A 19,255-nucleotide genomic window follows, 5' to 3' on the forward strand; every position below is an offset into this window, starting at 1 on the left:
GACAGGCGCTGTAGCAGTGTTTCGATGCGCGCGTCACCGTCTTTCGCCGGGGAAAACCCTAGCTCGGGCGAACCTGATCATACGGACTATCGAGCGAGAAGGCTGGCACACGGGCGATAAATTCCGCGCCATTGTCAGACACGAATGTGTAGCTGCCACTCATCATACCGGAGGGCGCAGCCAGCGGCGCGCCGGACGAATACCGGAACGTGTCGCCCGGCTCAAGCCGCGGCGTCTGGCCCACTACGCCCTCGCCATCGACGGTCTGACGCCTGCCGAAGCTGTCGATAATGTCCCAGTGCCGAAGCGTCAGCGTCCAGGTCGTGTCGGACCCGTTTTCCATTTCAATCGTGTAGGCCCAGACAAAGCGGCCCTTCGCTGGCGCGGATTCCTCATCGAGGAATTTCGGTGTGACGGCGATCTTCATGCCATCGGTGACCGCTTCAAACCGGGCCAGTTTTCCAGACGTTGCCATGCGCTTTTGCCCTTCCGCCTAGCCGTTCATCGCCGAGAGAGCGGAGAGAATATCCGCTTCAAGATCGCCAGCATCTTCAAGACCGACAGAAATGCGGATCCAGCTTTCATCAAGGCCCATGGAGGCGCGCTCTTCTTCATTCAGGGCGCGATGGGTGGTCGACGCCGGATGGCAGGCCAGCGATTTGGTGTCGCCGAGATTGTTGGAGATGTCGACCAGCGTCAGCGCATTCAGCACACGGAAGGCTTCAGGCCGGCCGCCTTTGATCGAAAAGGCGATCAGCGTGCCGCCTTCTTCCATCTGCTTTGCGTGGACGTCGTGATGCGGGTGGTCGCTGCGGCCCGGATAGCGGACAGCCGCCACGTTTTCGTGGCCAGCAATCGCGTCAGCGAGACGCGCGGCATTCTTGCTGGCCTGACGCACGCGCAGGTCGAGCGTCTCAAGCCCCTTCAGGACAACCCACGCATTGAATGGCGAAGCTGCGGGCCCCGTATGACGCAACCACGGGTCGATGAATTCTTCCATCCAGTCCGACGGACCGAGGATCGCGCCAGCAAGCACGCGGCCCTGCCCGTCCATATGCTTGGTGGCCGAATAGACAGAGATGTCAGCGCCAAGCTCAAGCGGTCGCTGCAGGATAGGCGTGGCGAATACGTTATCGACAATCAGCCTGGCGCCGGCCCTGTGCGCAAGCTCTGCTACGGCGGCGATGTCCACTGCTTCGAGGAGCGGATTGGAGGGCGACTCGATGAGCACATAATTGGCAGGACGCGACAGCGCTTTCTTCCAGGCTTCGAGATCGGATCCCTGAACGAATTCGGTCTCCACCCCGTAGCGCGGCAGGATGGTCTGGCAGATGACCCGGCAGGAGCCAAACAGCGCGCTCGCCGCCACAACGCGGTCGCCCTGCCCGACCGGCGCAATCAGCGCGGACGAAATTGCGGCCATGCCGGACGCGGTGACCCGGGCGGTCTCCGCCCCTTCAAGCATTGCGAGGCGGTTTTCCAGCATGCGGACCGTCGGGTTCGCATAGCGCGAATAGACATAACCTTCTTCATCGCCGGACATGCGACGCGCAGCCTGCTCGGCGCTGTCATACGCATAGCCGGAGGTCAGGAAGATCGCTTCGGAGGTCTCTCCGAACTCGGACCGCATCGTGCCACCGCGGACGAGTTTCGTCGCCGGCTTCCAGTCCTTGCCATCTTCAGCCGCCATGGACTTCATCCTTCCAAACATGAGCGGTCCGTCTTAAGCCTCTTGGCGGAAAAGGATCAAGGCATGGTTGAGCCAAGACAGGGCGTCCTGCCCGACGGGGAATTGAAAGAGCTGTTCGAGAAAGGCTCGATCAGCACTGACCGGCCGCTAGACGCCGACCAGATCCAGCCTGCCAGCCTGGACCTGCGTCTGGGGACCGTGGCCTATCGCATCCGCGCAAGCTTCCTGCCAGGCGATCGCCGCAGCGTCAGCGATGTGCTGGCGGAGCCGGGCCTTGCCCTGCATGAGATTCCGCTGACCGATGCAGGCGCCGTTCTGGAGACAGGCTGCGTCTATCTCGTTCCGCTGATGGAAACGGTCCGCTTGCCAGACGGCATTTCGGGGCGCGCAAACCCGAAAAGCTCCACCGGGCGGATCGATGTTTTCACCCGGCTCGTTACCGATCGGGCCAATGCGTTCGATGACATCCAGGAAGGCTATGACGGCCCGCTCTGGCTGGAAATCAGCCCGCGCACCTATTCGATCCTCGCGCGCCCCGGTGACCGGCTGGCCCAGCTGCGCCTTCGCCGCGGAAAGCCGCAGAATGTCAGCGACCTCATCGTCTCCATCGACATGGAAGCTGTCGACGGCAAGCCTGTTGGCTGGCGCGCCAAGCACCATGCCGGGCTGATCGACCTTCGGGCCATTGGCGGCCATGAGGTTGCCGACTATTGGGAGCCGCTCTTTCCGCATAAGGGGCGGGTCGTCCTGAACCCGGAGGATTTCTACATCCTGGCCTCCCGCGAAAGCGTTAGCGTCGCGCCGGAACAGGCCGCCGAAATGGCGCCGGTCGCGCCGGAACTAGGTGAATTCCGTGCCCATTATGCCGGCTTTTTCGATCCTGGTTTCGGGACGAATGCAGGAGGGTCGCGCGCCGTTCTGGAAGTGCGCTCACGCGACGTGCCTTTCATCCTCGAGCACGGCCAACCGGTCGCAAAACTCGTCTATGAGGACATGGCAGGCGACCCTGCCGCGCTTTATGGCGGTAAATCGAGTAACTATCAGGGCCAGCGCCTGAAATTGTCGAAGCATTTTGCCTGACGCCCTGAATTCGCTGGACAAGCGGTTCGCTTGGCATTTGGGTTGCCGGGTCTTTCCAACATAACGGGGCTTACGTCATGAAATTCCAGATCATCAGCGCAGCGATTGCCGGTCTCGCACTCACCGCTTGCGGCGGTAGCGACACAGATACAGATCCGGCGGAAACGGATGCAACCGAAGAGGTGGTTGTCGAGGACATCGAGGAGACTGAAACCGTTGCGGCAGGCGGTACTGCTGAACTGGAAGCCGACTGCCTGATCCTTGCAAGCGATCCTGAGGCGCAGGAGAGTTTCGTCGATATGGGCACTGACACCGAAGGCTTCTGCGGCTGCTTCGTGGACGTCATCGACAACAGCCCGGAAGAAGATCGCGCGCAAATGCTGACAACGCTCGCAGAAGTCACCGACGGTATGGAAGCCAGCGGTGAAGGGGCCGAGGAAGTTGTCGGCCGCATGATGAGCGATGCGATGATGAACATGGAAAGCGAAGCCTCACAGGGCACCACGGCCGGCATTCGCATGATCGGCGATGTGATTGATCGCATCGACAACAGCATGGAAGAAGCGGGCACCTGCCCAGCCGCCTGAATTCTGATCGGGGCTGTTGTCCCGATTGACTTACCAAACGTCAGGGGCGTTTCTCTCTATTCAGTCAGGCCGCCATCAGAGCGGGCCAAACGGAGGAACGCCCATGACCCACGATCTTGTCATTCGCAATGGTTTCGTCATCGACGGAACGGGAGCGCCCGGCCGGGAAGCGGACATTGCCATTGATGCTGGCCGGATCACCAGCGTCGGGAACGTTTCAGCCAAAGGCCGCGAAGAGATCGACGCGAAGGGCGAAATCGTCACACCCGGTTTTGTCGATGTGCACACCCACTATGACGGGCAGGTCACCTGGGGCGACACGCTGACGCCGTCTTCCATTCACGGCGTCACCACTGCGATCATGGGTAATTGCGGCGTCGGGTTCGCGCCCTGCCGCGAACAGGATCACGACCGCCTCATCCGCCTCATGGAAGGTGTTGAGGACATCCCGTTCCCGGTCCTTTCCACCGGCCTTCCATGGGACTGGGAGAGCTTTCCTGAATATCTCTCCAGCCTGTCGGACAAGAATTTCGACATCGACTTCGGCGCCCAGCTCCCACACGCGGCGCTTCGCGTCTTCGTCATGGGCGAGCGCGGGGCCAATCGCGAGGAAGCGACTGCCGACGATATCGCCGCCATGGCGAAGCTCGCCCGCGAAGCGGTTGAGGCTGGCGCACTCGGCTTTTCCACGTCCCGCACGCTGAACCATCGCACCTCTGACGGCCAGCCGACCCCGACGCTGACCGCCAGCGAAGAAGAGCTGACCGGCATCGGCATGGCGCTGAAGGAAGCTGGCAAAGGCGTGCTTCAATTCGTGTCGGACTTCGATGACCCGAAGAAGGAAGCGGCCATGCTGCGCCGGATTGTGGAGCGGACAGGCCGCCCCCTTTCCGTCTCGCTCGCGCAATCTGATGTCGCGCCAGAGGGCTGGCGGGTCCTGCTGGGCGCCATCGAAGATGCGGTCGATGACGGCCTGCCAATGCGGGCGCAGGTCTGCGGTCGCCCTGTTGGTGTGCTCCTCGGCCTCGACCTCACCATGAACCCGTTCACGGCCCATCCGGTCTATCAGCAGATCAAGGACAAGACGCTTCAGGAGAAAGTCGCCGCCCTGCGCGATCCGGATTTCCGCGCGCGGCTGCTGGCGTCGAAGCCGGACCCGAACAACCCGTTCGTGAAAAGCCTCCTGCGCAATTTCGGCAAGCTCTTCACCCTCGACGCCGTGCCGGATTATGAACCCGGGGCCGACCGCACCGTCGAAGCGATCGCGAAGGCGCGTGGCATCACGAATGAGGAAGCCACGCTCGATATCCTGCTCGAGGATGACGGGCGGGGCATGCTTTACCTGCCCTTCCTCAACTATGCGAACGGCTCGCTCGACCCGTCCTATGAAATGCTCAGCAGCAAGGCGACCATTCCGGGGCTTTCCGATGGCGGCGCCCATGTCGGCATGATCTGCGACGGCTCTTTCCCGACCAGCATGCTCACCCACTGGACGCGCGACCGCTCACGCGGGCCGAAATTCTCGCTGGAATGGACGGTCAAACGCCAGACCGCCGACACAGCGCATTGGATCGGCCTGCATGATCGCGGGTTGATCGCACCGGGGTATCGCGCTGATCTCAATGTTATCGATTATGACAATCTGACCCTTCATCGCCCGGTCATTCTGCGGGACCTGCCTGCCAATGGCCGACGCCTCATGCAGCGGGCGACCGGCTATACCGCGACGATTGTAGCGGGCCAGACGATCTACCGGGACGGTGACCCGACAGGGGCAAAACCCGGACGGTTGGTGCGCGGCGCGCAAAGCGTCCCGGCGCAGGCGAAAGTTGCCGCGGAATAGACGATCAGACGCTGGCTGGCGGCTTTTCGCTGACGGCCTGCTCCTCGATCTTCTCGAACCGGTCCGCGCGGGCGAGATCGGGGAAAAGCCGCGTCCAGATAAGCGCCGTAGCAATCGCTGCGCAGCCGCCAAACACCACCGCACCAACAGGGCCGAGAAGCCGTGCGGCTACTCCGCTTTCAAACTCTCCGAGCTCATTCGAGGCGGATATGAAGATGAAGGAGACCGAGGACACGCGGCCTTTCATCTCATCCGGCGTCGCCAACTGGATCAGCGAGGCGCGGACATAGACAGAAATCTCATCGGCCGCGCCGGTGACGATGAGCGCCGCCATGGAGAGGAAGAAGTAGGGCGACAGGCCAAAGACCAGCGTCGCGACACCATAGATGCAGACGGCCCACATCATCCATGGCCCGGTATGGCGGGTAAGTGGGCGGGTCGCGAGGATGAACGCAACCGTCGCCGCGCCTATGGCGGGCGATGCGGCAAGAATACCGAGGCCTTCCTGTCCGACATGCAGGATATCACGCGCAAAGACAGGCAGCAGCGCCTTCGCTCCCCCGAAGAAAACGACGACGAGGTCCAGCGAGATCGCGCCGAGCACGATTTTGTTGCGCTGGATATAGCCGAGCCCTTCGAACACCATCGACCAGCCGCGCACGTTGAGAACCTTCTCATGCGGCGGTGTTTTTGCCGTCGCGATCGCTAGAATGGCGAAGGAGGCGAGAATGATGGCGACCGTGTACACCGTGGCTGCACCAAAGAAGCCGTAAATCAGCCCGCCAATGGCGGGTCCGACGATGACCGCAGTCTGGAAGCCGAGTGAGTTCCAGGCGATCGCGTTTGGCAGTTCCTTGCGCGGCACAAGGCGGGGGAAGAGCGAGTTTGCGGCAGCGGGCGTAAATGCGTTGACGCAGCCGAGCAGGATCGCAACGCCGAAAATGATCGGCAGGGCGTTTGATGCGGGCAGGAAGACCGACGCGAGCAGGCCGAAGGAGAGCAGCACCCGCACCGTGTTCGACACGATGAGGATCATCTTCCTGTTGAGCCGGTCTGCGGCCTGACCCCCGACAAGCGAGAGCAGAAGCACAGGCACGAACTGCGCCAGCCCGACCAAGCCCAACAGGAAGGCCGATTCCTCAATGCTCCAGCCAAGCCCGCCTGTTTCCGCGGGTCTGCGAGCGAGGTCATAAACCTGGTAGCCGATGGTGATCGCTTCCATCTGGCGCGCCGCCGCGATCGATACCCGCATCAGCCAGAAGTGCAGGTATGCGCGGTGCCTGAAGACGTGAAGGGACGGAGCGAGCGCCATGGGTGGGCTTTCCTATACCGGGCTCCAAGCTTCGGAAAGCGGAATTTTGTCAAGGACACTTGACTGACAAGCTTCCTTGTCATAGTGTCAAGGAAGCACGACAACACGATCCTGTCAGAGTTCGGTTGACGAGTTGAGGTACGCTAGAGCATCGGAGATTAGGAATGGCCCATCAAGTTGGATTTAATACGGCTAAGAGACGTTATCAGCGCCTCTACTGGCCAGCAGTCGTCGCCTATGTGACGGCCTGCATTGGCGGGGCCATACTGGTCGACAAGGACACGTCCCCGGTCTGGATGACATCGATCCTGTCGGTCCTGACGAGTGCGCCGCTCGTCTTTATCATGTGGCTCATGCTGCGACACTCAGACGAGACCGATGAGTATACGCGGATGCGACAGCTTCAGGCTTTCGCCAAAGGTGGGGCGATCACGATGAGCGCCATTTGGGTCGTCGGGAGCTTCCAGCTCTGGGACGTGATACCCGGCCTCAACGTCTTCTGGTTCGGACCTTTCTTTTTCCTCGCCTATGGGCTGACCTATTGCTGGGACAGCCTGACCGGAAAAACGGTCTGAAGGGGCGGTTGATGGAGAATATCATCCGCACCCTTCGCGCTGAACAGGGCTGGAGCCAGGCGGCGCTAGCCGAACAGCTGGACGTCTCTCGTCAGTCCGTGAACGCCATCGAGACAGGCAAGTATGACCCGTCTTTGCCACTGGCCTTTGCTATTGCCCGCCTGTTCGGCAAGTCGATCGAAGAGGTCTTTCAGGACCCGGCGGCGCCGGTCTCAAAAGCGGCTGAATAGGCCGCTCAGGCTGAACAGCTTGCCCCGCCCAGCACGCAAAAGGTGGCGCACCATGGGTGGTTGAGCTGTACCGGGTCTTCAGTTGCGGCGGCCAGTGTGTCGCCAAGCTCAAACTCGGGCGAATAGGCCAACAGGGTGCAGGCCGTCACAGTGGCGCGGCCTGCGCCTTTGCGCCGGATGACCATGCGCTGGCTGGCGCACATCATGTCGCCCGGGTCGACGTCAAGAATACCCCAGCAAGCGGTCGTAATTTCCGGTGGACTGTCGCCCTCGATCATTTCAGGGAACAGGACGAGCGCCCTGGCGTCCGCAGGATCAATACGCAAACCGAGCTGTTCGATGAGCGCACCATATCCACCGCGCGCTTCGTCCTCGCTCTCAGCTAGATCCTGTCGACCCGCAATGGCGACCGCAAACCCGTTCGCGGCGAGCCAGGCAAGTCCCTCGCAGGCGATGTCGAAACTGCTCGCCCCGCGCTCGGCGTCGTGAAGTGTCTTGGAATGATGGTCCATTGAGACACGCATCGTGATCTGTGCGCCATACATCTCGCTGAGCGAGAGCAGTCCTTCGCGGATTTTCGGGCGCATCATTGGCCGCATGGCATTCGTCAGCACGAGAAGCGTGTGCCCGCGAGCCAGCACCGCTTCCATGATGCGTAGAATGTCGGGGCACATGAAGGGTTCGCCCCCCGTAATGCCGATTTCCTTTGCGCCTTCGCCCAGTGCATCGATCTCATCCAGAAACGGCACGACGTCGGCAAGGGTCAGATAGACGAGATCGTCATTCTTAGGAGAGCTTTTGATGTAGCAGTTGCGGCATTCGATGTTGCAGAGCGTGCCGGTATTCAGCCAGAGCGTTTTCAGCCCACGCCAGTCGACAGACCCGCGCGTTTCGCCCTTCGCAGTGACAAAGGGATCACGAAATTTCTGCTCTATCAATGTCGTATGCGCCATGAGCAGAAGCTTAGTCTTGCTCACCGGCATGACAAGCAGCGGGGCTCATGCGCTCGCGCAGATGTGAAGTCATCCGTCGCTGGTTTGCTAAAGGACGAGGCTGAACAGGCCTGCAACGACGACAGTATAAAGCAGAACTGCGCCGAGGATCAGGAATATCTGATAGGCACCACCAATGGTCGATTTGGTCAGAGTAACCGCTTGGTTGACCAGGTCCGGCCAAGTGTAGGAGACGAAGTCGCCCTGCGTCATGATCGCTGTCAGCTTGCCGTGCTCGTCGACAATTGGGAGCCTGCGGAACCGCTCATTCGACATTATCCGCAGCCAGTCGATGAGATTGTCATCTTCTTTTGCGACCCGGACCTCAGTGGTCATGATATCGGACACTTTGGTGTCGAGGGGGCTCTTTTCACCCGCAACGAGCTTTCTCAGAACGTCCCGCTCAGTCACGAGTCCGAGTACCGATCGCTGCGAATCGGTCACGACAATCGCGCCGTAATTTCGCTCCGACATCATCTTGACGGCTGAAAGCACGGATTCGTCACGCCCGCAGACAAGTGGGTCCGGCTTTGTTGCATATTCTACGCGCTCACGAATTTTCATTGGACTTGTCCTGCTTGCTAAACCGCAGTCAGAAACCTGTGCCAAACATCTAGCGTTTCAAGAAATTCGCTATATTCCGGAATTGTCGCGTGAGTTCTTCTGAAAACTTGGCGCAACATGCGGGTGTAGCTCAATGGTAGAGCAGAAGCTTCCCAAGCTTAAGACGAGGGTTCGATTCCCTTCACCCGCTCCAGTGCCTGTCGCCCTGCCTGAATACGAGCCAATTTAACAAATTCGTCGCTTCGGTTTTGCCGACCTTAACCGGTTGGCTGTTAAGCTTACTGTATGGGCACACGCGTGGACTATCTAGATTTTGCTGAACTGACAGAGGCAGACCGGCTGGCCTGGTCATCCTTTCAGGCGGCTGATCCATGCCTGTGGAGCCCCTATTTTTCCCATTCCTATGTTGCTGCTGCCGAGATCGCCCGCCCCGGCGTAAAAGTGTTGAAGTTCCATGACGAAGACGAGCCGGTCGCATTCTGGCCTGTCAGGCCCGGCCCGCTCGGTACGGCGCGTCCTGTCGGTGGCCCGATGGATGATCTTCACGGAATCGTCGCGTCCCCCGATACGGTATTGGATCTTCAGCAACGAAGCGTTGCGCGTCATGTCGGCGGATATGCATTCACGGCCACGCCATCCAATCAGCGGCGCCACGGCCTCAACGGCCAGATGGGCGACGGCAATCAAGTCATGGACCTGTCGGCTGGCTATGAGGCCTGGCTGAACGAGCGCCAGACAGCATCATCCAATTTCAGACGTGAGCATCGCAAGGTAGAAGCGCTTCTGGATGCGCCCGGCACAGTCGTCGCGCATGATGTAACTGATCCTGCAGCCTTCGACCGGCTGCTGGACCTCAAGCAGCTTGCCTACCACCAGTCAGGCCACTTCCCACTCTTCTCGCTGGACTGGCCGCGCCGACTTCTCGAAACGCTGGCTGAGCGGAAAGCCAGCGATGCGCGGGGGGTGCTATCGACTCTGCACATTGATGGACAACTCACGGCCATGTCCTACTGCATGCGCTCAGAGCAGGTGATGCATTACTGGTTTCCAGCCTATGAGGACGCGTATTCGAAGCTGAAGCCCGGCCTCGCGCTCCTGTTCAGCCTTGCGCAATGGAGCGCGGCCAAGGGGATCAAGGAGCTTCATCTCGGTCTCGGCGATACCCGCTATAAGCGCCAGATGGCGACCTATATGGCACCGGTTCGGGCTGGCACCCTGGCCCTGTCTGGACCCCAAAAGCTCGCGACCTCTGCGGCGATGCTGGCAACGCAGCTGGAGGGGCGCCACCGTATTTTAAACATCCCGGCAAAGTTTGCCCGCAAATACCACCGGGTCATGCTGGCCGGGGCATTGCGGGCTTGAACTTGCTTGGATAACCAGACCGCGTGCTGGAACTGCCGCGCGCCTTAAGACAATTTGCCAGTCACTCTTGAAAGTGGCGCCAGCGGTTCTTCCACCCGGCGGTGAGCAATGTGCTCAGGGCGTTCGGATCTTGCGCCGAAGGGTGCTTTCAGACGGTTTGACCAAGCGTTGAACACGAAGAAGGCGTTCATCCGCTCAAACGGTGTTATGTTACCGTTCGAAGCGTGCAGCGTATTGCAGTCGAAGATCACGACCGAACCTGCCTTTGGCGCCGGGGCGACGATGCCGCCCTTGTCGACCAGCTCTGCGATGGAATCTGCATCCGGGATGCCAGTTTCCTGACGCTTCAGCGAAGACTTGTAATTGTCATCCGGCGTTTCACCGACGCACGAAATGAACGTCTCATGGCTACCCGGGACAAACATGACCGGACCAGCCTGCGGGTGGTTGTCGGTCAGCATCACGGACATGGAAAGCGCGCGCATATTCGGCATGCCGTCCTCTGCGTGCCAGGTTTCAAAGTCAGAGTGCCAGTAGAATTCCTTACCCTTGAAGGCCGGCTTATAGTTGAGGCGCGACTGATGGATGTAGACCTCATCATCGAGGATGTAGCGTGCAACGTCCGCCAGTCGTGGGTCGCGGGCAACGACATCGAAGTCACTGGTCTGGCGGTGAATGGCGAAAACGGACCGCACCGCGCCGCTATCCCGCTCTGAAATCACCGTTTCGTCGGCCAGGCTGTCTGGGTAGTCGCGCATCTCATTCGCGGTACCGCGCATGCGGGCAACTTCCTTTGGGGAGAATACGTCCTCCAGTACGATGAAACCGTCACGCTCGAAATCACGGATGAGGGACGGGTCGATCGGTGGATTGGTCTTGCCGTCGGCGTAGACGACCTTGTCGCGGCGAGCGATCTGCTCAGGTTTCGTGCTCAGCCTAGTGGTGTATTTGTCCTCGTGTACCTGTTGCATGGCTAATCGTTCTGACCTCTTGTTTCGCGGGCGCTTTCTGCACCGGTTCTCGATCTGGATGGCGGTTCATGCCGCTCATCTGGTCGCACCTACGCAGGGCCACACTCATAGGTTGCAAGAAAATTCCACGATTAATCCTAATCTTAATCGAGGTTATGCAGACACGCCGCTCCATGCGCGCAACCGTGCGATGTACGCCCCCATGCAGGCAAGACGCTGGACGCGCGGGCGCTTCTCCGTCAAAAGGCGCCCGATGAGCCCAGAGATCCTCACCGCATTTGCCGACCGGTTCGGCGTGTTTGTCTTCGCCATTTCTGGCGGCGTGCTTGCCGTGCGCAAGGAAATGGACCTGCTTGGCGTTATCGTCCTGGCGTTTCTGCCCGCGATCGGCGGCGGTACGATGCGTGACCTGTTGCTTGGTGCGCCGGTCTTCTGGCTATCTGATACGCTCACCCTGGTGCTGGCGATTGCGGGCGGGCTGACCGCCTTCCTGTTCTACCGCTTTGTAAGCCAGTTTCGTGCGCTTCGATGGCCTGACGCGGTGGGCATGTCCCTCTTTGCCGTGACGGGCGCGGCCAAAGCCATGTCGCTCGGCCACGGCTTCATCGTCGTCGTTATCATGGGAGCCATCACGGCGAGCGCGGGCGGCCTGCTGCGAGATGTGATCGCGAATGAAGAGCCGCTGGTGCTGAAGGAAGGGGAGCTCTATGCGACCTGCGCGCTGGCTGGCTCTGCGGTCTATTTCGGCGCGATTTCGCTGGGCGCACCGGAGGCGATTGCCTTCGCTGCCGGCATGGCGACAGCTTTCATCTCCCGGGCCATGGCCATCATATTCGGCATCAAGCTCCCCCGCGCCAAGGGCAAGCTCTGAACGGCCCCACCAGGGTTGATGTGTTCCAGTTCAAGCCGACCCGTCACGCGATCGGGGCAGATCTAGCTTAAAGGAAGTCCTGCAGCGTCTCGATGAAGAGGTCGAACTGGTCATGGTGCAGCCAGTGGCCTGCTTCGGGGAACATCTTCACATCGGCACGTTTGAAATGCTGGATGCGGCCATCTTCTGCCGGGTTCGACGCCCAACTTTTCTCGCCATAGAGCAGGAGCGTCGGACAGCTGATATTCGACCAAAGCTCGGCGACCTGCTCATGCGTGATGTCGACCGATTCCCACACGCGCAGGTAGTTATCGAATTTCCAGGAATAGGTGCCGTCCTCATTACGTGCGATGCCATTGATTGTGAGGTGGCGCGCCTGTTCCGCGGTGAGGAAGCTGTTTTCTTCCTTCATGCGGGCATAGGCCTGCTCGAGTGAGTCGTAGCGCTTTGGCTGGCGTCCGGCGAGGCCGCGCTTGTCATCAATCATCTTGCGAAAGTGGTCCTGCCAGGGCGTTTTCCGGCGCTCTTCCAGACGGCTCGGGCTTGGCCCCAACCCTTCGATCGCGACGATCTTGCGAACATTCTCCGGATAAAGGCCGGTATAACGCAAGCAAATATTCCCGCCGAGCGAATGCGAAACGATGGTGACAGGCGCAAGCTTCAACTGGTGAATCAGCTGAGCAAGGTCGTAGATATACGCCTGCATGTTGTAATTGCCTTCAGGCGACCAGGCACTGTCGCCATGGCCGCGAAGGTCCGGCGCGATGACGTGCCAGTCCTTGCGGAGCGCCTCTGCCGTCCAGTCCCAGCTGCGGCAATGGTCGCGCCCGCCATGCACCAGGAGAAGCGGCGGCGCATCTTCATTGCCCCAGTCGGCATAGTGCAGCTTGAGGCGTTGCGAGAAATAGGTGTGCGAGGTCGGGCCGAGAAGAGTCATCAGAGCTGTTTTGACCGCATCGCTTCATAGAAGGCAATGGCTGCCGCATTGGAAACGTTGAGGCTTTCCATGCCGGGCACCATCGGGATGCGTGCCAGCGTTGCGCACGCCTTCGCCACCGCCGGGCGGAGACCTGATCCTTCGGCCCCCATCACGAAAGCGACCTTGCCTGCGCCGCTGACAGAAGCGGAAAGCTGTTCCATCCCCTCACCAGCAAGACCCACCGTATGATACCCCGCCGCGCCCAGGGCATCGAGCGCGCGGGCAATATTCACGACGCGGATTTCCTCGATCGTCTCGATGGCACCTGCCGCAGATTTGGCGACCACACCGGTTAGCGGGGGCGTATGGCGGGTCTGCAGCACGAGACCGCCCACACCGAATGCGGCCGCCGACCGGAAGATAGCGCCGAGATTATGCGGATCCGAAATCTGGTCGAGAACACAGAGCGTGTCAGGGGCGTCAGGACGATTAATCACGTCTTCGAGTGCAGATGGTTCGGCCGGTTCAACCTTTATGGCGATACCCTGATGGACCGCGCCGGGCGGCAGCAATTTGCTGAGCGTCTTCTGGTCCATGACCTCAAAGCCCGTAAGCCCCGTCCGCTTGGCCGCATTCTCTGTCGCGACCCAGCGCAGAATGACCCTGTTCTTGTTGGAAATTGCGGCTTCGACGGCATGCTGACCCCAGAGCCAGAGCGGCTCATTTGGGTCTGGTGCAGATCGCGCTGCAAATCGCCGTTTCTCATGGTTGCGTGGAATGGGCTTCATCCCTATAAAGCGCGCTTCGGAGCGGCCGGGTTGTCGATGACAGCCTTTTGACGCTCCGATCCGGCAGCGTCAATTACCGACGCTGCAAGGCAATCCCTGGAGGGGTGGCCGAGTGGTTAAAGGCAGCAGACTGTAAATCTGCCCGCATAGCGTACACAGGTTCGAATCCTGTCCCCTCCACCATTTCCCTTTCCAAGATTTTGGGTATGCGATTCCGACCGAGCACGGGTTGGCGCATGGAAAAAGTCCTCACCTAAAACAGGATATAGCGCATTTCACGGGATCGCTTCCGACTGAAATTGCGCTCATTCCATCTGAGCGGCTTTTGCGCCCGTTGGTAAGACTGTTGGTATCCGGGCGCCGAAACCTGAAGGATACCGTGGCGCCGCGTTGCACGCTTCGACCTACGCACCAAACCCAAAAGGGATTTTCAAGCTGATTGTTCTGCCGCTTGAGCTTGAAGGGATTTCCGAAGTGTTTCGGCGAAATCGCTTAGCTCATCGTATGTCAGGATGGTCACGCGGGAACTTTGCGCAAGCTGCTGAGCCGATATAGTATAACCTACCTTGCAGACCACGAGCGCCATATCGGCACCGTAAAAGGTTTTCGCTGCATGAACCTCTTGGACAGCCTTATTGCCGACTTTGCCCGCGTAGAGCTTGCATTGCACGACCACCTTAAGCTGTTTGTATTGCGCAATAACATCAGCACCTTGATCACCCGATCCTTGAGTTGTCCAAGCCGCCCATCCCTGTTTCTTGAAAGCTGATGCACACAGAACTTCAAAATCCAGAGGAGTAATGCCTTCTGGAACGTTCCGCGAAATATCGCGCTTTGCGCCGTGCTCCGCTACGCGGTCGTCCAACAACCTCTTCATAACATCGCTCACGTTGGCCTTGGCTACGGCCTTAGTTTCTTGCGCGGAAAGTTTCGGGAGAACCACTTTGTCGAAAAAATGCTGTACTTCGCGGTTCCAATCCTTTGCATCTACAACGCCATAGCGATCTTGCCGGACTAGCGTATGGCGCCGATCGGCCAAAGTGTCGATGTGATCGTTGACCGTACTGGCGATCAGTCGCTCTGCGCTTGCCAAAGCTTTCTCCTGGCGAGCCTCAAGCGCTCGGCCTTCAGCCGATTTCCACGCCAAGCGGATTGCCAGGGCAATGGCGGCGCCGAGAAAGATAAATATCCCCCCTCCCCTCGTTCCGTCGAACAACGTCAGAATGAGGCCCCCAATCATAGCCGCAGCAAATTTTGCTATGATTTCACTCTCGGACTCTTTCGCCATAGAAGCCTCTCTGCGCGATCACCAAAGCATCCCATTCGGGAGGACGTTGTGCGCATTCGATCTGCAATGTCTATTGCAGAACAAACTTGAGAAAGAGAAGAGAGACCTTCCTTTCGATTGCCATGAATGCGGTCTTTTCTAACTACCTTTATCGCATTGGCGGGCCGTCTGGCTTTGGCTTCCTCTGGGCCGGTGCGCCTCGCGGGGGTTGGCGCTGAGCCCCGGTATTCGACCGTTTTCGCTGAAATTCGGCTGAGACGATTTGCGCTCGAACCGGTGAAACCCGCTCGTCACATGAAGCACGCTCAAGGCTGCGCGCCTCTTCGGTTTTTCCGTATCGCGGCTCTGCCACTCACATGGATCGCGCTCAGGGCTGCGGGTCAGCATTTGCCCCCGAAGCCACACAGGACGCATTCGGGCCCCACTGCCATCCGCGTGCCTCTTCACTTGCATCGCGCCGCGCCCCGAAGTATCTCGTGGCCTTCTGGCGCGCGGATATAGCACAATGGTAGTGCAGCAGCCTTCCAAGCTGAGGATGCGGGTTCGATTCCCGCTATCCGCTCCAGATGCCCCACCGACAATTTGAAAGAATGGCGCACCTAACAGGATTCGAACCTGTGACCTCTGCCTTCGGAGGGCAGCGCTCTATCCAGCTGAGCTATAGGTGCGTTGCCACACCCTCTATGCGAAGCGGGCCAGAGGTGCAATCTTTGCGAAACACGCCAAATCAGCTTTGTAGCGGTGGCGACTGGCATATAAGCAGGCCCGCCACCCAGATCGCAGGCCGCCCTTCGGAGGAGAGAACCCGTATGAGCCGCAGCTTCCATTTCGTTTCAGGCCTCAGCGCCGTTGCCCTTGCCGCACTCGCGGCCTGCAGTCCGTCAGGCAGTGACGACACTGATACCGCTGAAGAGCCGGCCGTTGTCGAAACCGGCACGGGCGCTGAAGACGCAAGCCCCGAAAGCTCTGCTGAGTATCGATCACGAGATGAGTTGCTGGCAGAGTTCGATGAAGCCCTCCAGCGCGCACAGGCGACGAATGGCGACGGCTCGCCCGCGATCTGGACCATGTCGGACGATGACACCACGGTTCATATCTTCGGCACTGTTCACCTGATGCGCCCGGACCTTGAATGGCGCACGGACGAGTTCACCGAAAAGTTCAACGAGGCCGATATTCTGGTCCTCGAACTCGACATGGTCAGCGAGGAAGGCCAGCAGGCCGTGGCCCGCGACTTCCTCTCACGCGGTTTTTATGGGGATGGACGCACCCTCAGCAATGAGTTGCCAGCCCCGGTGCTGGCTGCATTTGAGAGCGCGCTGTCCGGCCTCAGCCTTCCTGTCTCCGCTTTCGACCCGATGGAGCCCTGGATGGCGGCGGTGAACCTTTCGGTGTTGCAGCTTCAGTCTGACGGCTTCGACCCGAATGCCGGCATTGAGCAGATCCTGATTGCCGACGCGGAAGCGGCCGGTAAGGAATTCGCCTTCCTTGAAACCGCCGCCGATCAGGCCGCGATCTTTGATGAGCTGCCCGAGGACACGCAGGCGGCCTATCTCTACGAGACGTCAATCACACTGGTCGACACCAGCCGCACTCTCGACCAGGTCGTCGATGAGTGGCGGGACGGCGATGTCGAGGGCCTCGGCGTACTGGTCGCCAATCCGGATACGGGCGGCGGCGACGGCATCTATGACGCCCTGTTCGTTGAGCGGAACGAAAACTGGGTGCCTCAGATCGAAGGCTTCCTTGATGATGTCGAGGGCACCGTTTTCGTTGCGGTTGGCGCCGGCCACCTTGCAGGGCCTGACAGCGTCATCACCCTTCTGCGCGACAAGGGTTATGAGATCGAAGGGCCTTAAGCTCTCGTTGAAATTTGGCACCTGCCGGACCGGCAATCAGTCCGGCGGGTTGCCGTCCCAGTCGATGATCCAGTCGATCTGGTCTTCCTCGAAGACGGTCTCCTCGCTCACAGTCTGGCCCATGATCGACTTGCCCACTTCGTGGATGCGCTGACGGTCGCCGCAGACAAGATGATGCCAGTCTTCCAGCCCACGCCCCTCATGCACACGGCGATAGGCACAGCTTTTCGGCATCCATTTTAGTTCTGAGACCGACTTCGGCGTCAGGATCACACAGTCCGGCACCTTGGCCTTACGGTTGGGGTAATCAGAGCAGCGACACAGATGAGCGTCGAGCAGTTTGCAGTGCAGCCGCGTATAGGCGACGTCGCCGCTATCTTCGTCCTCGAGTTTGAGAAGGCAGCATTTGGCGCAGCCATCGCAAAGCGACTCCCACTCCTGCGGGCTCATCTCTGTCAGGCTTTTGGTTTCCCAGAATGGCTTGCTCATAACTGACTTAATGGATCAGGCGAGCACATCCTTCCAGTCCGGATGCCTGTCGATCTGCGTTCGAGCAAAACCGCATATGGGCACGAGCTTGAAGTTTTCTGCGCGCGCTTTCTCGACCAGCTTACCGACCAGCTTGGTGCCGAGTCCGCGCCCACCGAGCGCCGAGGGCACACCGACAAAGTCGACGCGCATCACATCATCGCTCTGCCAGTCATAGCGAATGACCAGCTCATGGCCCTCGACATCGGTGGTCAGCTGCCTGCCATCATCATGAAGTGTGAGGTCGCTCATCGAAGGACGTCCTTCCAGTCAGGGTGTTTGTCGAACTGCGCTTTGGCGAACGGGCAGAGCGGCATGATTTTTATGCCGCGTTCGCGAGCATGCGCGATCCCGGCCTCAACCAGCTTCTGGCCAACGCCTTGGCCGCCAAGCGCTTCGGGAACGCCGGTATGATCGATAATGATCACGGTTGTACCGGCTGTAGAATAGGTCATTTCGGCCCTGTGGCCGTCAATGATCGTGTAGAACACGCCGCCGCTTCCACTCTCCGCATGCTTGATTTCGAGATCAGCCATCGAGTTTCAGACCTTCCGCAATTTCCAGTGCATCAGGACAGATGGGATCTGCTTGCGGAGTTTGAAGAAACCTTTTTTTGCGTGCGGCCAGAAGCGCTCATCCCAGTCGCGCCTCATCTGGTGTATGTGAAAGCCATCTGTTTGGAGATCTGTCAGCAGCGGTGCGATCGCTTCGCGGGTCCATCCTGCAGGTAGGTATGGGACAACGATATGCTTTGTGTTCAGCTGCGCGGCCCAGTCCCGAAGCGCCCTCCGCTTGTCTGCTGTGTCCGACAGGTTCTCAGCCGCGGCGCCGAAATGGTTGCTCGCCCGCGACAGGCCGTCCTGCAACGCGCCGCGGGTGAACGACATCGCCTTGTCTGAAACATCGCCAGTGCACCGGCCGCCTGCACTCTCCAGACCGGCAATTGCCTCTACGGGCAAATGTTCGTCGAGCCAGGTTTCAACGCTGAGGTCGTCTTCAGTCAACAAAAGGGCAAAGCGCTCCTCTGGCATGCCATCGCTCACCGGGAGCTGCTGCGGCTGCGGGTTTTCCGATCCCGGAACCTGGTGCGCGCTCTGAGCAAGATTGTCTGGCGAAAACCGGCCATCACTACAGGTTTCGATAGCTTCCTTTTTAGCGAGATAGGTCTTTCCCGATGTGTGAAGTCCCGCGACCCAGCGCCAGGAAAGTGTGTTCGAAGCAGGATCACCGTCGAGGAGATGGCGCAGGAAAAAGTCTGCACCGAGCGCCCATGGCAGCTTCAGCGTGAACAGCCAAATCGAGGCGAAAGACATCCGGGCGTGGTTATGGAGATAGCCTGTTTCAGCGAGCTCCTTTGCCCAATGGTCGAAGCCTTCGATTCCGGCACGCCCCTCTATCGCGGCTTCATAATCGGCTCGTAGACCCTTGTCTTTCTCCAGCGTCTGAAATTGCGTGTCGCGGTCGAGGATATAGTCTGACCAGACGGCCGGGTGATGTTCCAGCCAGCCTTTGAAATAGGTTCGCCAACAAATTTCCTGAATGTATTTCGTGGCTTGTTCGCCGCCATTCACGATGATGGCAGCAGTGGCAGCCTCCTCTTCGCTGATGAGCCTGTGACGAAGAAAAGGCGAGAGCTGCGAGACGTTGGGGCGGGCGTCTTCGCCCGGATCGATGTTGCGGCGGTGCGCATACTGCGCCCCCATCAGGGGCGCAAATTCGTTCAGTCTTTCAAGGCCTGTGTGCCTTGCAGGGGTCTCGTGGTGCAAAATCATGGAAGAGGAATTAGGCGCCGCGAG

At 59.6% G+C, this 19,255-nt stretch carries 21 protein-coding genes and 4 tRNA genes; 11 read left to right on the forward strand and 14 right to left on the reverse strand.

Annotation, left to right across the window (positions count from 1 at the left end; genetic code table 11):
• Positions 1-58: 58 nt before the first annotated feature.
• Both apaG and metZ read right to left on the reverse strand, forming a co-directional pair.
• Positions 59-475 carry a Co2+/Mg2+ efflux protein ApaG gene (gene apaG / locus D1224_RS05925; protein ID WP_119378985.1) on the reverse strand — a complete coding sequence of 139 codons (417 nt, stop codon included), beginning with the start codon at positions 473-475 and terminating at the stop codon, positions 59-61.
• 18 nt (positions 476-493) lie between these two features.
• The gene (gene metZ, locus D1224_RS05930; protein ID WP_119378986.1) at positions 494-1,690 is read right to left on the reverse strand and encodes an O-succinylhomoserine sulfhydrylase; all 1,197 of its coding nucleotides are present in this window, start codon (positions 1,688-1,690) and stop codon (positions 494-496) included.
• Between the two features lie 63 nt (positions 1,691-1,753).
• Between metZ and D1224_RS05935 the strand changes: the two genes are divergently transcribed.
• The 3 genes from D1224_RS05935 (at position 1,754) to D1224_RS05945 (ending at position 5,200) form a co-directional block, all read left to right on the forward strand.
• Positions 1,754-2,770, forward strand: coding sequence for a 2'-deoxycytidine 5'-triphosphate deaminase domain-containing protein (locus D1224_RS05935; protein ID WP_119378987.1), 1,017 nt, complete (start codon positions 1,754-1,756; stop codon positions 2,768-2,770).
• Between the two features lie 77 nt (positions 2,771-2,847).
• Positions 2,848-3,357: a hypothetical protein gene (locus D1224_RS05940; RefSeq protein WP_119378988.1), complete on the forward strand. Its 510-nt coding sequence runs from the start codon at positions 2,848-2,850 to the stop codon at positions 3,355-3,357.
• A 103-nt stretch (positions 3,358-3,460) separates the two neighbouring features.
• A complete protein-coding gene (locus tag D1224_RS05945) occupies positions 3,461-5,200 on the forward strand; it encodes an N-acyl-D-amino-acid deacylase family protein (protein WP_119378989.1) in 1,740 nt (579 codons plus the stop codon).
• 4 nt (positions 5,201-5,204) lie between these two features.
• Here the strand turns inward: D1224_RS05945 and D1224_RS05950 are convergent, their stop codons facing one another.
• Complete coding sequence (locus tag D1224_RS05950) at positions 5,205-6,512, reverse strand: MFS transporter (protein WP_119378990.1); 1,308 nt, start codon at positions 6,510-6,512, stop codon at positions 5,205-5,207.
• Between the two features lie 164 nt (positions 6,513-6,676).
• Here D1224_RS05950 and D1224_RS05955 point away from each other — a divergent pair, with 164 nt between their 5' ends.
• Both D1224_RS05955 and D1224_RS05960 read left to right on the forward strand, forming a co-directional pair.
• The gene (locus D1224_RS05955; protein WP_119378991.1) at positions 6,677-7,087 is read left to right on the forward strand and encodes a hypothetical protein; all 411 of its coding nucleotides are present in this window, start codon (positions 6,677-6,679) and stop codon (positions 7,085-7,087) included.
• A gap of 11 nt (positions 7,088-7,098) precedes the next feature.
• Positions 7,099-7,317, forward strand: a complete 219-nt coding sequence (locus D1224_RS05960) for a helix-turn-helix transcriptional regulator (RefSeq protein ID WP_119378992.1) — start codon at positions 7,099-7,101, stop codon at positions 7,315-7,317.
• 5 nt (positions 7,318-7,322) lie between these two features.
• On the opposite strand, the gene D1224_RS05965 is transcribed toward D1224_RS05960, so the two are convergent.
• Together D1224_RS05965 and D1224_RS05970 are read right to left on the reverse strand one after the other, a co-directional pair.
• Positions 7,323-8,270, reverse strand: a complete 948-nt coding sequence (locus tag D1224_RS05965) for a radical SAM protein (RefSeq protein WP_119379910.1) — start codon at positions 8,268-8,270, stop codon at positions 7,323-7,325.
• Positions 8,271-8,357: 87 nt separating this feature from the next.
• Positions 8,358-8,873, reverse strand: a complete 516-nt coding sequence (locus D1224_RS05970; RefSeq protein WP_119378993.1) for a CBS domain-containing protein — start codon at positions 8,871-8,873, stop codon at positions 8,358-8,360.
• A gap of 119 nt (positions 8,874-8,992) precedes the next feature.
• On the opposite strand from D1224_RS05970, the gene D1224_RS05975 reads away from it, so the two are divergent.
• A tRNA-Gly gene (locus D1224_RS05975) sits at positions 8,993-9,066 on the forward strand.
• 92 nt (positions 9,067-9,158) lie between these two features.
• Complete coding sequence (locus tag D1224_RS05980; protein WP_119378994.1) at positions 9,159-10,235, forward strand: GNAT family N-acetyltransferase; 1,077 nt, start codon at positions 9,159-9,161, stop codon at positions 10,233-10,235.
• Between the two features lie 44 nt (positions 10,236-10,279).
• On the opposite strand, the gene thpD is transcribed toward D1224_RS05980, so the two are convergent.
• Positions 10,280-11,206 (reverse strand): ectoine hydroxylase, encoded by a 927-nt coding sequence (gene thpD, locus D1224_RS05985; protein WP_119378995.1) that lies wholly within the window; start codon positions 11,204-11,206, stop codon positions 10,280-10,282.
• 253 nt (positions 11,207-11,459) lie between these two features.
• Between thpD and D1224_RS05990 the strand changes: the two genes are divergently transcribed.
• Entirely contained in the window at positions 11,460-12,077 is a 618-nt protein-coding gene (locus D1224_RS05990; protein WP_182482183.1) for a trimeric intracellular cation channel family protein, read from the forward strand.
• 67 nt (positions 12,078-12,144) lie between these two features.
• On the opposite strand, the gene D1224_RS05995 is transcribed toward D1224_RS05990, so the two are convergent.
• A complete protein-coding gene (locus tag D1224_RS05995) occupies positions 12,145-13,014 on the reverse strand; it encodes an alpha/beta fold hydrolase (protein ID WP_119378997.1) in 870 nt (289 codons plus the stop codon).
• The gene (gene rlmB, locus D1224_RS06000) at positions 13,014-13,784 is read right to left on the reverse strand and encodes a 23S rRNA (guanosine(2251)-2'-O)-methyltransferase RlmB (protein ID WP_119378998.1); all 771 of its coding nucleotides are present in this window, start codon (positions 13,782-13,784) and stop codon (positions 13,014-13,016) included. Before rlmB ends, D1224_RS05995 begins: the two co-directional genes overlap by 1 nt.
• A gap of 98 nt (positions 13,785-13,882) precedes the next feature.
• Here rlmB and D1224_RS06005 point away from each other — a divergent pair.
• Positions 13,883-13,967, forward strand: a tRNA-Tyr gene (locus D1224_RS06005).
• A 247-nt stretch (positions 13,968-14,214) separates the two neighbouring features.
• On the opposite strand, the gene D1224_RS06010 is transcribed toward D1224_RS06005, so the two are convergent.
• A complete protein-coding gene (locus D1224_RS06010; RefSeq protein WP_119378999.1) occupies positions 14,215-15,072 on the reverse strand; it encodes a restriction endonuclease in 858 nt (285 codons plus the stop codon).
• A 491-nt stretch (positions 15,073-15,563) separates the two neighbouring features.
• Here D1224_RS06010 and D1224_RS06015 point away from each other — a divergent pair.
• Positions 15,564-15,637: transfer RNA gene (locus D1224_RS06015), tRNA-Gly, on the forward strand.
• Positions 15,638-15,663: 26 nt separating this feature from the next.
• On the opposite strand, the gene D1224_RS06020 is transcribed toward D1224_RS06015, so the two are convergent.
• Positions 15,664-15,740, reverse strand: a tRNA-Arg gene (locus D1224_RS06020).
• Between the two features lie 141 nt (positions 15,741-15,881).
• Between D1224_RS06020 and D1224_RS06025 the strand changes: the two genes are divergently transcribed.
• Positions 15,882-16,931, forward strand: a complete 1,050-nt coding sequence (locus D1224_RS06025) for a TraB/GumN family protein (protein WP_182482184.1) — start codon at positions 15,882-15,884, stop codon at positions 16,929-16,931.
• Between the two features lie 36 nt (positions 16,932-16,967).
• On the opposite strand, the gene D1224_RS06030 is transcribed toward D1224_RS06025, so the two are convergent.
• Genes D1224_RS06030 through D1224_RS06045 form a run of 4 tightly spaced genes read right to left on the reverse strand, consistent with a single transcriptional unit; the run spans position 16,968 to position 19,162 of the window.
• Positions 16,968-17,420: a YcgN family cysteine cluster protein gene (locus tag D1224_RS06030; protein ID WP_119379001.1), complete on the reverse strand. Its 453-nt coding sequence runs from the start codon at positions 17,418-17,420 to the stop codon at positions 16,968-16,970.
• Positions 17,421-17,435: 15 nt separating this feature from the next.
• The gene (locus tag D1224_RS06035; RefSeq protein WP_119379002.1) at positions 17,436-17,711 is read right to left on the reverse strand and encodes a GNAT family N-acetyltransferase; all 276 of its coding nucleotides are present in this window, start codon (positions 17,709-17,711) and stop codon (positions 17,436-17,438) included.
• Positions 17,708-17,995, reverse strand: a complete 288-nt coding sequence (locus D1224_RS06040) for a GNAT family N-acetyltransferase (protein ID WP_119379003.1) — start codon at positions 17,993-17,995, stop codon at positions 17,708-17,710. The genes D1224_RS06035 and D1224_RS06040 overlap by 4 nt, the downstream gene beginning before the upstream one ends.
• Before the next feature lie 6 nt (positions 17,996-18,001).
• Positions 18,002-19,162: an FAD-binding domain-containing protein gene (locus D1224_RS06045; RefSeq protein ID WP_233350416.1), complete on the reverse strand. Its 1,161-nt coding sequence runs from the start codon at positions 19,160-19,162 to the stop codon at positions 18,002-18,004.
• Positions 19,163-19,255 lie beyond the last annotated feature (93 nt).

Origin of the sequence: Henriciella barbarensis (assembly GCF_003576345.1) — a bacterium.
GTDB classification, from domain to species: domain Bacteria; phylum Pseudomonadota; class Alphaproteobacteria; order Caulobacterales; family Hyphomonadaceae; genus Henriciella; species Henriciella barbarensis.